The sequence below is a fragment of the Idiomarina sp. X4 genome (assembly GCF_002808045.1).
Classification (GTDB): Bacteria; Pseudomonadota; Gammaproteobacteria; order Enterobacterales; family Alteromonadaceae; genus Idiomarina.
Genome location: NZ_CP025000.1, coordinates 1681048 through 1696259, shown reverse-complemented (window position 1 = coordinate 1696259; position 15212 = coordinate 1681048). Strand labels below are relative to the sequence as shown.

The 15212-nt window shown below is 47.9% G+C and carries 14 protein-coding genes; 5 read left to right on the top strand and 9 right to left on the bottom strand.

From position 1 onward, the window contains the following. Positions 1–17: 17 nt before the first annotated feature. The 8 genes from CWC33_RS08080 to CWC33_RS08045 form a co-directional block, all read right to left on the bottom strand. Positions 18–929, bottom strand: coding sequence for an AEC family transporter (locus CWC33_RS08080; protein ID WP_100691524.1), 912 nt, complete (start codon positions 927–929; stop codon positions 18–20). Positions 930–1009: 80 nt separating this feature from the next. Continuing rightward, complete coding sequence (locus tag CWC33_RS08075; RefSeq protein WP_100691523.1) at positions 1010–1975, bottom strand: porin; 966 nt, start codon at positions 1973–1975, stop codon at positions 1010–1012. A gap of 128 nt (positions 1976–2103) precedes the next feature. Continuing rightward, entirely contained in the window at positions 2104–3381 is a 1278-nt protein-coding gene (locus tag CWC33_RS08070) for a tetratricopeptide repeat protein (protein WP_100691522.1), read from the bottom strand. 11 nt (positions 3382–3392) lie between these two features. Next, positions 3393–3998, bottom strand: a complete 606-nt coding sequence (locus tag CWC33_RS08065; RefSeq protein WP_100691521.1) for an energy transducer TonB — start codon at positions 3996–3998, stop codon at positions 3393–3395. Between the two features lie 6 nt (positions 3999–4004). Continuing rightward, entirely contained in the window at positions 4005–4412 is a 408-nt protein-coding gene (locus tag CWC33_RS08060; protein ID WP_053953732.1) for an ExbD/TolR family protein, read from the bottom strand. A 21-nt stretch (positions 4413–4433) separates the two neighbouring features. Beyond that, a complete protein-coding gene (locus CWC33_RS08055) occupies positions 4434–4964 on the bottom strand; it encodes a MotA/TolQ/ExbB proton channel family protein (RefSeq protein ID WP_100691520.1) in 531 nt (176 codons plus the stop codon). Positions 4965–4966: 2 nt separating this feature from the next. Further along, positions 4967–6346 carry a MotA/TolQ/ExbB proton channel family protein gene (locus tag CWC33_RS08050; protein WP_100691519.1) on the bottom strand — a complete coding sequence of 460 codons (1380 nt, stop codon included), beginning with the start codon at positions 6344–6346 and terminating at the stop codon, positions 4967–4969. A gap of 12 nt (positions 6347–6358) precedes the next feature. After that, entirely contained in the window at positions 6359–7159 is an 801-nt protein-coding gene (locus tag CWC33_RS08045) for a DUF3450 domain-containing protein (protein WP_100691518.1), read from the bottom strand. Between the two features lie 182 nt (positions 7160–7341). On the opposite strand from CWC33_RS08045, the gene CWC33_RS08040 reads away from it, so the two are divergent. Together CWC33_RS08040 and rdgC are read left to right on the top strand one after the other, a co-directional pair. Continuing rightward, the gene (locus CWC33_RS08040; RefSeq protein ID WP_100691517.1) at positions 7342–9075 is read left to right on the top strand and encodes a sensor histidine kinase; all 1734 of its coding nucleotides are present in this window, start codon (positions 7342–7344) and stop codon (positions 9073–9075) included. A gap of 60 nt (positions 9076–9135) precedes the next feature. Beyond that, the gene (gene rdgC / locus CWC33_RS08035) at positions 9136–10026 is read left to right on the top strand and encodes a recombination-associated protein RdgC (protein WP_100691516.1); all 891 of its coding nucleotides are present in this window, start codon (positions 9136–9138) and stop codon (positions 10024–10026) included. Between the two features lie 6 nt (positions 10027–10032). Here the strand turns inward: rdgC and CWC33_RS08030 are convergent, their stop codons facing one another. Beyond that, positions 10033–10881 carry an HDOD domain-containing protein gene (locus CWC33_RS08030; protein WP_100691515.1) on the bottom strand — a complete coding sequence of 283 codons (849 nt, stop codon included), beginning with the start codon at positions 10879–10881 and terminating at the stop codon, positions 10033–10035. 98 nt (positions 10882–10979) lie between these two features. On the opposite strand from CWC33_RS08030, the gene CWC33_RS08025 reads away from it, so the two are divergent. The 3 genes from CWC33_RS08025 to arsJ all read left to right on the top strand — a co-directional run bounded on the left by CWC33_RS08025 (position 10980) and on the right by arsJ (position 15088). Beyond that, positions 10980–12641, top strand: a complete 1662-nt coding sequence (locus CWC33_RS08025) for a dipeptidyl-peptidase 3 family protein (RefSeq protein WP_088767530.1) — start codon at positions 10980–10982, stop codon at positions 12639–12641. A gap of 243 nt (positions 12642–12884) precedes the next feature. Then, positions 12885–13880 (top strand): ArsJ-associated glyceraldehyde-3-phosphate dehydrogenase, encoded by a 996-nt coding sequence (locus CWC33_RS08020; protein ID WP_100691514.1) that lies wholly within the window; start codon positions 12885–12887, stop codon positions 13878–13880. Beyond that, positions 13880–15088 carry an organoarsenical effux MFS transporter ArsJ gene (gene arsJ, locus CWC33_RS08015; protein ID WP_100691513.1) on the top strand — a complete coding sequence of 403 codons (1209 nt, stop codon included), beginning with the start codon at positions 13880–13882 and terminating at the stop codon, positions 15086–15088. Before CWC33_RS08020 ends, arsJ begins: the two co-directional genes overlap by 1 nt. Positions 15089–15212 lie beyond the last annotated feature (124 nt).

Sequence of the window (15212 nt, the reverse complement as noted above, 5' to 3'; positions counted from 1 at the left end):
GTAAAATTTCTATTGTTTTAGGCCAAATACTGCATTAATTCATAGGTTAACGGCAGCGTGATAAAAGCCAACAATATGCCATAACCGACCATAGCAGCTGACAGCCGCGGTGCTAACCCGGCCATAATAGCGACCGCTCCTGCGGTTATCATTGGTGGCATGGCAGCTTCAAAAACGGTGACCTGAATCAATGTGTTATCAAACCCAAAACTGAACAGCAGTAACATAGCAACTGCCGGCATGAGTACCAGCTTGGTTAACAAGCCAATGGCCAATGGTGTTTTACTGCCCTTGGGTAAACGGAACTTCAGCTGAAAACCCACGGCTATCATAATGACCGGCACTAGCGTAACGGCTAATGACTCAATCAAGCGCTGAAAAACATCAGGATAATTCAGGTTTTTGGTCAAGAGCGCCAGCACTAACGCAATAAATGGCGGGAACGTCACAATTTTTTTCAATACGCCTGTTATGGTTGGCGTCTCGTTCTGGTCTTTGTAAAGCGCAATAATAACGGTTGAGTAAATAGCTAAACCGAAGAAAGAGCCAAATTGGTCATAGAGCAAGCCATAGGCTATCGCGTCACTGCCGTAAAAAGCTTCTATCATCGGAAAACCGAAGAAAGAAGTATTCCCTAAAGGAACACAAACTAACAGGGCGCCGATAATTTCTTTGCGCCATTTCAGTGCCCTGCCAATAAGGAAGATAAACACTGCGCTGAACGTAAGAAGTACCCAGGGAGTAATAACCGGAATAAGTAAGTCAGTGGAAAATTCAAGGCCTGGTACTTTGCTGAAAATAACGCCGGGTAGCGCGGCATAAATAACGTATAAATTGAGAACTTCGGCCGTGTTGTCGGGGCACTTCCCGGAGCGTTTTAGAATAAAACCAATAAGTAGGTAAAAGCCAAGTACCGCCAGGTTGGTCATGATAAATACAGAGGTTGAGAGTGACGCCTATAGTGTAGCCTGACCGAGACGATCAGGCTACATCAGTCTTTGTTAGACGCTTACCAGGAGAAGTCGTGGCGAATGCCAACAGCGAAGAAGTCTTGCTCTGCGCCTGGTGTTGCACCGCAGCCGCGGCTTTCGTAGGTGGCTATGTCACACTCACGACCGGTGTACCATGCGTATACACGAGTATCGCCGGTAAAGTGGTAGTCCGCACCGAATGAGAACGACGCATCGCTTTCACCACTTTCATCGACCGACTGGTACTGACCTTTTAATACCCAGTTATCGATTGGGTAGGTTGCGCTCAGTAAGTAACCGTCACCGTCTTCCAGACCGTCGGTGCTTTCAAACTGCTGCAGCGCAGCGCCTAGTTTGAAGCCACCTAATTTAGTGTGGACGCTTAACTGTTCAGTGTCGTAACCGTCAACGTCACGGTCAACCGCAATAGCAGCGTAAAACGGCGTTTTCTTCAGTTTGTCGTCACCGTACAGTAACCCCATCGACACGCCGTCTTCCTGCGCATCGCTGCCAGAGGCGATATAGGTAACACCGAACGTGAAGTTATTGTAGGTTGGCGAGTAATAGGTCACGGTGTTGTCCGGACGCTCCTCACCAACGAATAAACTTTTTAAATCCGCTTCGTAATCTTTAAACGCATCGATAGAGCCTTGCGAGTCTTTCAGGAAAGTGTCGTAACGACCTATCATGACTTCACCAAAGTTGCCGCGTAAACCGACGATTTGGTTACGGTTAGTTACGGCATCTTTATCATCACTGGAGTCCGCTAAGTCAACACCAAACTCAAGCTGGTAAAAAACTTCTAAATCATTTTTCAGTTCAGCCGCGCCTTTAAAACCAAAGCGCGACGAGTTGCTAACAACGTCGGTGTCAGAGCCGTTTCCTGTATCATTGCTTTGTAACGATACATTAGCTCGACCGTAAACGGTTAACGTACCGTCATCGTTCGCAAACGCCGGGAAAGTCGCACCAGCAATTAACAACGCAATTAAAGACTTTTTCATAGAACCCTCATTAACTTATAACCCAACTGCCCAATTCTTAACCGCATTATAGACACGATAAGAATTATTGCAGTTATTTTTCTGCCATGAGTCAATTCTATGTCTTTTTTGTTACAGCTTTATGACAGCTATAAGTCAATTAACGAAGCCAACTGCTCCTTTTGTCGGTGTTGTGCCTTTGCGTACTTCAACCACTGCTTTGCTGTTGCTGCTGTTTTTTCATATTCGCTTGCCTGTTCAAAGGCTTGTAGCGCCAGTTTGTAGTCTTTTAAATTTAACGCCGCCATTCCTTCTACTAAATGCAAATGTCCCGGGTTTGAAACCTGGCCTTTATTACGGCTTAGTTCAACGTACTTAATGGCTTGGTCATTATTGTTCAGGTTTAAATGCAGTTGTGCAATTTGCGCGGCAAAGTCGCCATGGTCGACCTGCTCTGACGCTTTCTCATAGGCCTGAATGGCCAATTCGTACTCTTTTGCCTGAGCGTAGGCTTGTGCCACAAACTTCAGGTTGTCTACGTTCGTTTCAACCGTTCCTTTTTGCATGGCGTTGCTTAATGTCTCAGCTGCTTTAAACGGCAGTTCATTAAAGTAGTACGCTTGTGCGAGCTGACGCCAGTCGCTGGCTTTTTCAATAAATCCTTGTTGATTCGCCGCTTCCAAAACCGCTAACTGTTTTTTGTCCTGCTCCAGTTGCGCGTAAACGCCTGCCAGTTGCAGCCAGTATTCCGGTTTACTGTAGTCAGTGACCAGGCGTTCCATGACTTTGGCGACTTGTTCAGTTTGCTCCAGTTCATAGTGCAGTGCACGTTTGAGTATTAACCAGTTTTCGTCGGGCGTTTTATTGTTGGCGTCGGCGTTAGCAATGGCTTTATCAATAAGCGGCAGCGCTTTAGTAAAGTCTCCCGACTGATAAAAGGCTTGCGCTTTTAATACCCAGGCTTTGCCCAGCTCGTCTTGTTCGGCCAACGCTTCCCAGCGCCCCAGAAATTCTACGGAGCGTTGATACTGACCTTCGCTTAACGCCAGCTGAGCCAGGCTGAACAGGGTACTTTTTTTGAGCGACTCGGGAATTGGCGATTCATTCACGACTTTCTCAAAATAGTTAATGGCCTGGCTTATTTGATCCTGCTCGTAATACATAAAACCATAGAAGTTCCAGAGCATGGCACGTTCATAACTGTTCATACTGTCGGCTTTACCTTCAATGTCTGACAGTATGCTGAGCCCTTCCTGAACATTACCGTTGTCGGCTTGTTCCTGCGCCCGAGCCAGCTGACCATATACTTTTTCGCGCAGTGCTGGCACACGTTCGGTTTGTTGCGCACCTCTTTGTTGTGCAAGAAGGGGCTGCGTTAATGCTATCCAGCCACTTAAGGCGGCAATAACCACAAATTTCATGTTCATAAGTCACCCAATTAGTTCATTTCAAAGGTCATGCGGTTTCTGACTCCGTCAACTTCAACCGCTTCACCATCAATGACCCGTGGTTTGTATTTGAATTTCAGCACCGCATCCATGGCGGCCTGATCAAAAATGCCTTCCGGCTCGGCCTCAACAACGACAGGATCGCGCACTGAACCTTGTTTGGTCACAGTAAATTCCACCACCACATAACCTTCGATGCCACGCTGTAAAGCACGTCGAGGGTAAGCCGCCTGCACTTTTACAATAGGCAGATATTCACCGTCGCTGGCTTGCAATGACATGCCATTACCAATGTCAGCGCCGGCATCCATACTGGCCGAGAAGTCATAACCCGAGCCGCTATCAGCATCGGCAATATCGTTGTCCACTTGCGGTTGCGGTAAGTCTTCGGGCGGCTGTTCAGGCTCTGGTGGGCGCTCTGGCTTGCGCTCTTTCTCCTGTACTTCTTCAGGCTCTGGTGTGCGCACAAAGTCCAGCACACTGCCTCGCGGCGGCTCGCTCATTGCCCCTTCGCCACCGCTTATTAGCGACTGCATTAAGTAAAACAGTCCAATAGTGACAAACGCGGCGACCAATAATGCTGCCAAAAGTCTCATTGCGGGTTACTCTTCGTCGGTTGCAACAGATACGTCATAAACACCAGCGGCTCGCGCTGCGTCCATTACTTTAATGAGGACACGTGTGTTCGACTCTTCGTCGGCCTGAATCACCACAGAACCTTGCGGGTTCTCTGCGTATAAGCGCTCGATATTGGCCTGCACCGCACGCACATCAACCTGACGCTTGTTTATCCAAATTTCGTTGTTGTCACTAATGGCAACCAGAATATTGGCACGGTTTTTTTGCACCGCTGTTGCTGCGTCAGGGCGGTTTACATCGATACCCGCCTCTTTGACAAAAGATGCGGTAACAATGAAGAAAATCAGCATAATGAACACCACATCCAGCATGGGCGTCATGTCGATGTTGCTCTCTTCTTCTTCAATTAAGTTGGCAAAATGCTGTTTCATAGTTATTTCCTCAGCCCCACCTTAGTGACGCTCTAAAAGTATTTTGTCTTCCAGCTTCATGCGCTCGCGACGGGTGGTGCGCTGTAGCCAGGTGGCGGCGAATACGCCGGACAGTGCGCCAACCATGCCCGCCATTGTCGGGATAGTGGCTTTTGATACGCCCGATGCCATCGAGCGGGCGCTGCCAGTTCCGGTTACTGCCATAACGTCGAACACTTCAATCATGCCGGTCACGGTGCCCATGAGCCCTAATAAAGGACATAAGGCAACCAGAGCTTTAATGACCGGCAAATTGCCGCCCAATGCCAGACTGACGCGTGAGATCATCGCCTGACGAATTTGCTCTGCGTTCCAGGACGACTTGTCTTCACGTTGCTGCCAGCGCTTTAGCGTGTCTTTAACGCGCGCACGATGCCCTTTCAGGTAGTAAAAAATGCGCTCGATAATCATTAACCACATACTAAAAATGAGGATTCCGATGACCAGCAGGACTTGCCCGCCGGCCTCGATGAAATCTCTAATCGCATTATTAAACTCGATGAGAAATAACACGGTTACTCTCCTCGCTCTGAGCGCTCCGCAATAATGCCGGACGCCTGCTCCTGCAATATGTGAATCAGGTTTTTACTGCGAGTGTGTAAGGTGGCAAACAGTAAGGTCATGGGTATTGCGACCACCAAGCCAAGTACGGTTGTTACCAGGGCTTGTGAGATACCACCTGCCATCAGTTTCGGGTCACCTGTGCCGAACAGCGTTATCGCCTGGAAGGTATTGATCATACCGGTCACGGTACCCAACAGACCCATCAACGGAGCGACCACAGAAATGATTTTTATGAACGTCAGGTTGCGCGTTATTTTAGGAACTTCGCGCAAGATACCTTCACTAAGCTTCAACTCCAGCGTTTCGGTGTCGGCTTGCGGGTACTTGTCTTTAATCAGCATGACTCGACCAAGCGGGTTGTCCTGGCTTGGCTTGTCTTTCTTAAGCTGACGCTTCACTTTGTTGCCCAGCAACATCAGTGACACGAAACGTTCTAACGCGAACAGCAAGCCAATAGCGCCCAGCGCCAGAATGATATAACCCACGGTACCACCCTGGTCGATGCGCTCACCTAGGCTTGGTGCCTGAACTAATAGACCAAGGATGGAGCCGCCTGTCGGATCAAGACCGAAAGTGACAACCCCACTGTCGGTTTTCTGAATCTCTTCCGCAGTGTCCAAATAACGACCAGACGGCTGACGCACCAACTCTGCCACAGAGCCGGTTGAGCTCATACGTTCTAAGTATTTGCCGTTTGAAACCAGGTTAAAGGCACCTACGCGAACCACTTCTTGCTCCGCTTTGTCGCCGTTGGCTGCTGTTACCTCTGTCGTAAACTCCGCCACTTTACCCGACTCGGTCATTTCCTTTTGCAGAGCAAACCAGACGCTTTCAATGTCTTCAATGGACGCCAGTTTCGATGACGAGCTCATGTTTTCTGCCAGCTGCTTAAGCGCTTCGGAGCGACCCGGATACTGAGCTGAAATAACCGAGTTGTCGAACTTGCCTGATGCGTCATTCGCCACCTGCTGTAACACACCGAACAGCTCTTTGAGTGAGCCCATGCGCTGGGTCAGCGTGTCGCTTAAGTTGCCTAAGTCGACTTCGTTCTGTTCAAAGTTCGTTTCCAGCTGCCCGGCGCGTTGCTCCAGCTGGTTTCTTTGAGCAATCGCGTCTTCGAGCATGGCTTTTTGCTCTTGCTCTTTTTCGCGGAAACGCTGTTCACGTTGCTTATTACTCTCTGATTGCGAGAACTTGCCTTGCTCTAATTGCTGTAGTAATTGATCTAAGTTAATCGGCTCTTGCGGCAGCGGCGCGGCTAGTGCAGCGCTTGAGGTCGCTGCCAGCGCAATCACCGAGAACCACTGGACAATGCGTTGTGTTAGCTTCATGTGTGTGACTCCTTATTGACCAGCAGCGGTGTTGGTAGCGGCTTTGTTAGCGAAGACAGGCATCATCAGCATGTCCGGTGCTAACTGTTTTCGGGCTATACGGATAGCTTCTTCAACGGCAGGTAAGTGCTTACTATCGAGCTCTTGCCAGTTGCGCTCCTGTTGGTTCCAGATACCCAGGTGCTGACCGTCGCGGGTTTTATAAATAAGCGCGACCCGACCAATGCGCAGGAAAGTGACGTCTTGCTGTTGGCCGTTAATCTCATGTTCTGCAGTGTAGGCTTCAATGTTGCGGCCGTAGTCTGCTTCTATTTGATACGCTTCCATAACACGGCGGAACTTTTCAGAAACATCGACGTTGGCGCGCTCCATCAAGTCGTTTAATTGCGCTAAACGTTCGTTACGCTCGGTTTGCAGGAAGGGAACGTCCAGCTCAACAAAAGACTCGAGAGAGTCGATCATGCGCAGCATCAGTGGAGTAATTTGACGCTCGACATAACTGACTTTGTCTATTGAGTCGTTGATGTCTTGCTTTTCCTGTTGCTGATTATTGATTTGCTGTTCGAGCTGCGCGGTATACACTTTTAAACCATCAATTTCCTTCATGATGCGTTTATACTGCTGCAAGCGCTCTTGCATGTTGTCTGAGATTTGATCGATGGTCAGTTGCGATTGACGTGCAGACTGGTTAATTGAAGAGGCTTGTTCAACAACCGGTTCAAGCTTGTCTTGCTCTTGTAATGGAGCTGAGTGCGCTTGCGCTAAAAGCGCAGAACTTAAAACCAAAGCGCCAGCCGAGGTAATGAACTTCATAAGTTATGACCCTTGTGAATTAATTTGTGGCAACTTTAGTGAGTTTTAGTGACAGCTTGATGACCAAAGTGTGTCAGTTTTGTGTCAATTGCTTCCGAGGGAGCGCTTTGCTTTATTGCGTTATTAACAGCAATGATTTAGTTTAAGCTTATATTTACAAAAATCTTACGCACACCTCATATATGGCCATCAAAAGTATTTCATCATCACTACTGACACGGGTTCTGTCCGTTTATTTTGTACTGACATTTATTGTTACCGCAGTACAAATTGGTGCGGAATACTTTGATACCAAACGCATACTCATTGCCGAGCTTCAAAACCAACAACGCACGTTTAATGGCTCTCTGACACGCTCGCTGTGGGAGTTTAATAGCGATCAAATTGACAGTATTGCAGACGGTCTCATTGGTATTCCGGCTATTGCCGGTGTATTAATTCGTGATGACGCCGGTAATATTTTGGTACAACTGGGCGAAACCTCGGAAATGTCTGACTTACCGGAAGAAACGAGTGAGGGCGTTTTACTCCCTGAACGTAATGGTGTTTTTGGCTACCACAGTTCACTTATTTTCGAGTTTTCCGGGCACTCTACAAAAGTCGGTGACGTTAGCCTGTTTTCAACGCGCGACATTGCTATTGACCGGATTAAAGTCAGCCTGGGCTTTATTATTGGTAACGCACTCATAAAAAGTACCTTCTTAATTATTCTGTTTACGGTCGCCTTCAGCCGTATGCTAAGCCGCCCTCTCAATGACTTAACACAGCAAATAAAAAGCTTCAGGCTGGACAACCTGGAGCGTTCGCGGATCCGCTTAAAAGACCAGCATAATAACGAACTGGTACTGATTGAGCAGGCTTACAACCAACTTCTCGATAATATTGAAGAGTACCAGGCCGATTTAGACCGTACTCAAAATAAACTGAAAGCAGCGAATCGGCAGCTGGATGAACAGAACGCGATTCTAGAGCAGGAAGTGGCTCGTAAAACCTCTCGCTTGAGCCAGGTGATGCTCGACCTTGAGCAGCGTAAAAACGAGCTGGAAATGCGACAGGAAAAACTCGAAAGAGAAATTAGTCAGCGTCGCACCATGGAAAATACCTTGCGCCAGTCTAACCAGCGACTCGAGTCGTCACTGAACCACCTACGCGAGACTCAGCAGCAACTGATTGAATCCGAGAAAATGGCGTCACTGGGGGGCCTTGTCGCGGGCATTACTCACGATGTGAACACACCCATCGGGATCAGTGTGACTGCAGCCTCATATCTGCGTGAGAAGTTAGATTCACTGGATACCGCGTTAAGCAATAAAGAACTGACGCAGCCTCAACTGCAAAAGTTTATCGAGGAAGGCAGAGAAAGCTTAAGCCTACTCGATAACAACTTGCACAGAGCGTCCGATCTTATCAGCAGCTTTAAGCAAGTGGCAGTCGACCAGGCGTCTGACGCCATTCGTGATATTAATGTGAAGCGCTACATAGAAGAGTTGATTCAGTCATTGCAGCCCCATTTGAAGAAAACGTTGCATAAAATTGAGCTCAACTGTGCCGATGACTTATTTATTCGGTGCCCTGCCGGCGCGTTGTCGCAGATATTCACTAATTTAATTTTAAATTCGTTACGCCACGCCTTTGACGGCATTGAACAAGGTACCATGACCATCAATATCGAACTGCGCGACAGCGAGCTTCATGTTGTTTACGAAGATAATGGTAATGGTCTGTCTGAAGAGAACCTCGGCAAGCTGTTTGATCCTTTCTTTACGACTAAGCTCAACGATGGTGGCAGTGGCTTGGGTACCCATATAGTGCGTAATTTGGTTACTCAAACACTGAAAGGCGATATTGACGCCACCAGTGAACCGGGTCACGGCCTAACTTACACCTTTTCGTTTCCTGTACAGGTTTTAAACTGACAGCAACGTTGTTAGTCGATACAATTCAGGGTTTCTAATGTCGGACAGGAACCCTAATTTATGTGGTTTAAAAACCTTCGCTTTTACCATTTCAGTGAGACTTTTTCATTACCCGATGATTTTGCAGAGCAGCTAGCTGAACATACATTTCACCCATGTTCGCGAACTGAACAAAGCAGTTTTGGCTGGTTCTCCCCTTTTGGCCCGGACAACGAGACGTTAACCCACAGCGTTGGTAACTGTTGGCTGCTATGTGCCAAGCGTGAAGAGAAAGTATTGCCCAGCACGGTCGTCAACGCACAACTCGATGAAAAAGTTCGTCAGATTAGTGAAGCCGAAGGCCGCTCTGTGCCGCGCAAAGAAAAACAAAACTTAAAAGAAGATTTGATTCACCAGCTATTGCCACAGGCCTTTAGTCGTTTTCGTCTTAGCTGGGGCTATATTGACTTAGACCGACAGTTTATTGCGGTTGACGAATCTGCAGCAAATAAAGCGGAAGACTTTCTCGGTTTATTGCGTGGCTCGGTGGGCTCTTTACCCGTCAGACCTTTCAGCCCGTCTGAAGCCGTTGAAGTGTACTTGACCGACTGGTTACAAAAACAAGAGATTCCTGCACCTTTTGAACTGGGCGACGAAGCAGAGCTGCGTTCACCCCAGGCCGACGGTGGCATCATTCGCTGTAAGCAGGAAGACCTGACTCGTGACGACATTCAAGCCCATTTAACCGCAGGCAAACAAGTGACTCGACTAGGCTTAGTTTGGCAAGAAAATCTCGAGTTCATTATTGAGTCCGATATGGCGCTGAAACGTGTCAAACCGACTGACGTGTTGTTAGACGCAAAAGACGATTTAGTTGATCCAACACCAGAAGAAAAGGTCGATGCCGACTTCGCTTTAATTAGTGGCGAAGCCGGTCAGTTATTCGATGACTTGAAAAAAGCGTTCGCATAACCCGGATTAGCCAAATAAATCCAATACCTGGTGGTAAGACTCTTGAGTTGAGTCTTGCTGCCAGAAGTCCTCGCTTTCTATAATCCCTCTTAATTCATACTCCACCACGGTAACATTGTGTCTTTTACTGGCGTTATTGCCTGTTAATAGACTGGCTAAATGCACAATATCGCAATAATTCACAGTAATGGCGTCATCCAGATTCATGCGCCCTTTATTAAAATGTAACGGTACCTGCACTAAATTTGGTGTGAATTGCCAGTATTTCAAAATGTTAGTACCCAGCGGTGAACTTAACTGTGAAATGCATTCGTTAATAAACGTTGGATTGGCAAAACTGTCCTCAAACTCACTGGCCATTCTTAAAATAGGCGTCACGCCAATTCTGGATACCATCCCTGCCAGCAAAGAGACATCCTGGTGTAACCGGTGCCCTATTCCTCTGCGCTGAAGATCTTTCGTGATAACCACCGATGCAGCGGCAATTTCTCTGCTCTCTTTGATATATTGTTCTGAGAACATCTTCACAATGTCGTTGCCAGGCTCAAATACCTGCTCCATGGCCATTGCAAAAGCCAAGGTGCGAATTCGACGCATACCTATACGTGTTAGCGCCTGCATCAGGCTTTCAGCTTTATTGCGGCCCCCCAGATAAGCACTGTTTGCCAGACGTATTAATCGAGCCGACAATACGGCATCTTGTTGAATGATGTGCGCCAAATCGTGCAAGTTGCAATCAGGATCAAGTGTTGCGTTACGCACTTGCTCAGCCGTTTTCGGCAAACCGGGCAACGTTAGTTCATCACGCTGTAACCGTTCATCAATGAGTAAATAAAGCGCATTCTGCGATGCCATTGAGAGATCCTTTTTTATGGTTATTCTATTGCTTCTAATCAGGCATAGCAGTAGATTAACAGAACTTTCCAACAACTCAATTTGACAAAAGTATCATTATGAAAAAATCAGCCTTTTTTATTGCCCCGTTAGCGCTTGCTATAGCCGCCTGCGGTCAACAATCAACAACTGAAGATACCCAAAGCGCGGCTCCAAAAAGCTACCAATTGATTGAAGGAAAAGAGCACCGGCTCGATATTTACACGCCGTATGAATTGACCAGTGACCTGTCGCATTTATCCAGCGACCAGAAAAAAATGATCGGCTTACTGATTGATGCGTCGAAAATAATGGACGAGCTATTTTGGCAGCAGGCATTCCCCGGAAACAAAGAGAAGCTGCTGACAAAGGTAGAAGAACGCGCTAAAGAGTTCACGGTGATAAACTACGGTCCGTGGGATCGCCTCAACAACAATCAACCTTTTTTAACGGGCTTTGACGACAAGCCTGCCGGCGCCAACTTCTACCCGGAGGATATGACCAAAGTTGAGTTTGAGAACGCTGATTTAGCCAACAAAGACAGTCTTTACACGTTATTACGCCGTGATGAAAACGGCGACTTAATGACAGTTCCTTACTCTGAAGCGTTCAATGAGTCACTGACCGAGGCAGCTGAGTTACTGCGCCAGGCGGCGGATCTCGCGGAAAGTAAAGACTTCGCCGAATACCTGCGCTTACGTGCCGATGCGTTTTTAAGTAATGAATACCAACCGTCTGATATGGCGTGGATGGACATGACCGACAACGAGATTGATGTGGTTATTGGTCCTATTGAGAACTACGAAGATCACTTGTACGGCTACAAAACGGCATTTGAGTCTTATGTTTTGATTAAAGACAAAGCCTGGAGTGATCGCTTAGCAAAATACGCCGAGTACTTGCCTGAATTACAACGCGGCTTGCCGGTTGAAGACGCTTACAAAGCGGAAATGCCGGGCGCTAATGCCCAGCTAAATGCGTACGATGCGGTTTACTATGCTGGTCATTCGAATGCGGGCAGCAAAACGATTGCGATAAACCTGCCTAACGACGAAGAAGTTCAGCTGGAAAAAGGCACCCGCCGCTTACAGCTCAAAAACGCCATGCAGGCTAAATTCGATAAAATTCTGGTTCCTATTGCCGAACAGCTGATTGTGCCAGAACAGCGCGAGAACATTACGTTTAATGCCTTCTTTGCCAATACCATGTTCCACGAAGTGGCTCATGGCCTGGGCATTAAAAACACGCTAAATGACAAAGGCACAGTGCGTTCAGCATTGAAAGAACACGCTTCTGCGCTAGAGGAAGGCAAGGCCGATATTCTGGGGCTTTACATGGTCACACAATTGTTTGAACAAGGCGTTTTAGCCGAAGGCGAATTGGAAGATTATTACACCACCTTTATGGCGAGCATTTTCCGTTCAGTGCGTTTTGGTGCATCCAGTGCCCACGGTAAAGCTAATATGATTCGATTCAACTATTTTGCCGATGAAGGCGCATTCAAGCGTAATGCACAAGGCCAGTACGCTATTGATATGGACAAAATGCGCGCCGCCATGAACAGCCTTTCAGAAAAAATTCTGACGCTGCAAGGCGACGGAGACTACAACGGTGTCGCTGAATTGGTAGCAACCCTTGGCGTTGTCAGCCCACAGTTAAAAGCTGACTTAGATAAACTCGCCGACGCCGGCATTCCGGTTGACGTGACCTTCAAACAAGGTAAAGACGTGCTGGGGCTTTAGGGGAAAGGGGCAGGTTGTCACTCGTTTCGCTTGAACATTAAGCCCCCTGTGACGGAGACTAGGTAGCCTGACGTTCCACGTCAGGTGAGGTGCTCAAATATCTCACCTGATGCAATAGCATCAGGCTACTACACAAGGGGCTCAACATTCATAACGCTTACAAGTGAGCAACCTACCCTATCTACTCCTACTTCAGTGCTCTCGAGGTAGTTCCTCTCCTAAAGTATTAGAAAGGAGTCATTTATGACAATTAAAGTTGGAATTAACGGTTTGGGTCGCATTGGTCGTCTCGCTTTACGTGTAGCATGGGAAAACCCTGAGCTGGAGATTGTTCAGGTCAATGACCCGGGTGCCGATGCGGCTACTTTTGCGCACTTGCTGAATTTTGATTCGGTACATGGTCGCTGGGGTTATGAAGCCGAAGGTGTGGACAATGCCATTCAAATTGACGCTGAACGTATCGCTTTCACTCAACACAAAACCATTGCTGACAACGACTGGAGCGGTTGTGATGTGGTTTTAGAAGCCTCCGGCAAGATGAAAACCGTGAAGGTGCTCAACGATTACCTGTCACAGGGCGTTAAGCGAGTTGTAGTATCCGCTCCGGTTAAAGAGCCCGGCGCTTTGAATATTGTCATGGGCGTTAATGATCACCTTTATGACCCGGAAAAGCATCAAATAGTCACCGCGGCTTCCTGCACCACCAACTGTCTGGCGCCTGTGGTAAAAGTACTACAAGACAAAATTGGTATTAAGCACGCGTCCATTACCACGATTCACGACTTAACCAACACGCAGACCATTCTGGACGCGCCGCACAAAGACTTACGTCGGGCCCGTGCCTGCGGCATGAGTTTAATTCCGACGTCCACCGGTTCGGCTACTGCTATTGTGGAGATTTTTCCAGAGCTGAAAGACAAAATTGATGGACATGCGGTACGTGTTCCTTTAGCCAATGCATCGTTAACCGACTGTGTATTCGAAGTGGAAAAAGCCACTTCTGTTGAAGAGGTTAACGATTGGATGAAAGAAGCCGCAGAAGGTGAGCTTAAAGGCATTCTGGGTTACGAAGAGCGCCCGTTAGTGTCGATAGATTACAAAACTGATCCGCGCTCAAGCATTGTCGATGCCCTGTCCACCAAAGTCATTAACGGTACGCATGTAAAAATTTACGCCTGGTATGACAACGAGTGGGGTTATGCCAACCGCGCGGTTGAGCTGGTCGAAAAGGTCGGTTAATGCTGAGCCAGCTGTCGCCGGCAATACGCCAATACTTAATTGTTACGGGCAACTACTGGGCTTTTACTCTGACTGACGGCGCGCTGCGTATGCTGGTGGTGCTGCACTTCCACCAGTTGGGCTACAGTGCGCTGGAAGTCGCCATGTTGTTCCTGTTCTATGAGTTTTTCGGCATAGTCACCAACCTGTTTGGGGGCTGGCTGGGGGCTCGATGGGGACTCAATCGCACCATGAACATTGGACTCGGCATACAAATTGTGGCACTCGCCATGCTGCTGGTGCCCAGTTCGATGCTCACTGTTATTTGGGTGATGGCGGCTCAGGCGCTATCCGGTATTGCCAAAGACCTGAATAAAATGAGTGCCAAAAGCACCATTAAACTATTGGTGCCAGATGACAAACAAGGACAGTTGTACAAGTGGGTAGCGATACTGACGGGATCGAAGAACACCTTAAAAGGCGTTGGCTTTTTCCTGGGCGGGTTTCTCCTTACCTTAATTGGTTTTCAAGGCGCGGTACTGGCTATGGCAATAATGCTCGCTGTTGTCTGGACAGGCAGTTTGATCTTCCTGAAAAAAGAGTCTGGCAAAGCCAAGTTCAAACCGAAGTTTAAAGACATTTTGTCCAAAAGCCGGCCTATTAATATTCTATCGGGCGCGCGTTTTTTACTTTTTGGCGCCCGCGATGTCTGGTTTGTGGTTGCGTTGCCTGTATTTCTTGCCAGTCAACTCAACTGGAGTCACTGGCAGGTCGGTAGCTTTTTGGCGTTATGGGTGATTGGCTACGGCTTTGTGCAAAGCGTTGCTCCTAAATTCACAAAAAGTAGCCAGGACGTGCCCAAAGCTCAGGCGGTGGTATGGAACGCCCTACTGACACTGAGCCCGCTAGCGCTTGCCCTGGCACTTTGGCAATACTTACCGATTGCTCACAGCATTACTATTGGCTTAGGGCTATTCGGTATTTTGTTCGCCATCAATTCGTCGCTGCACAGTTATTTAATTGTGGCTTATTCACGCGCTGACGGGGTGTCGCTGGACGTTGGTTTTTATTATATGGCCAATGCCGCCGGACGCCTATTAGGTACGGTTTTATCCGGTTGGGTGTATCAGCAATGGGGGCTGGTTGCTTGCCTGATCATATCAACGCTGTTATTGGCACTATCTACCATGGCGATTAGCTTTTTACCGGCGCGAGGAAAGCACTTGTAGTTGGCACGTTTTATGCTAAAATTCGCGCTCTTTTTTTGACCAGCCTCAAACCATAAGGAGCCACCTACGTGCTGACGCGTATTACGCCACCCTAGCCGTCACTTCCTTGTCACAGGTGCGCAGT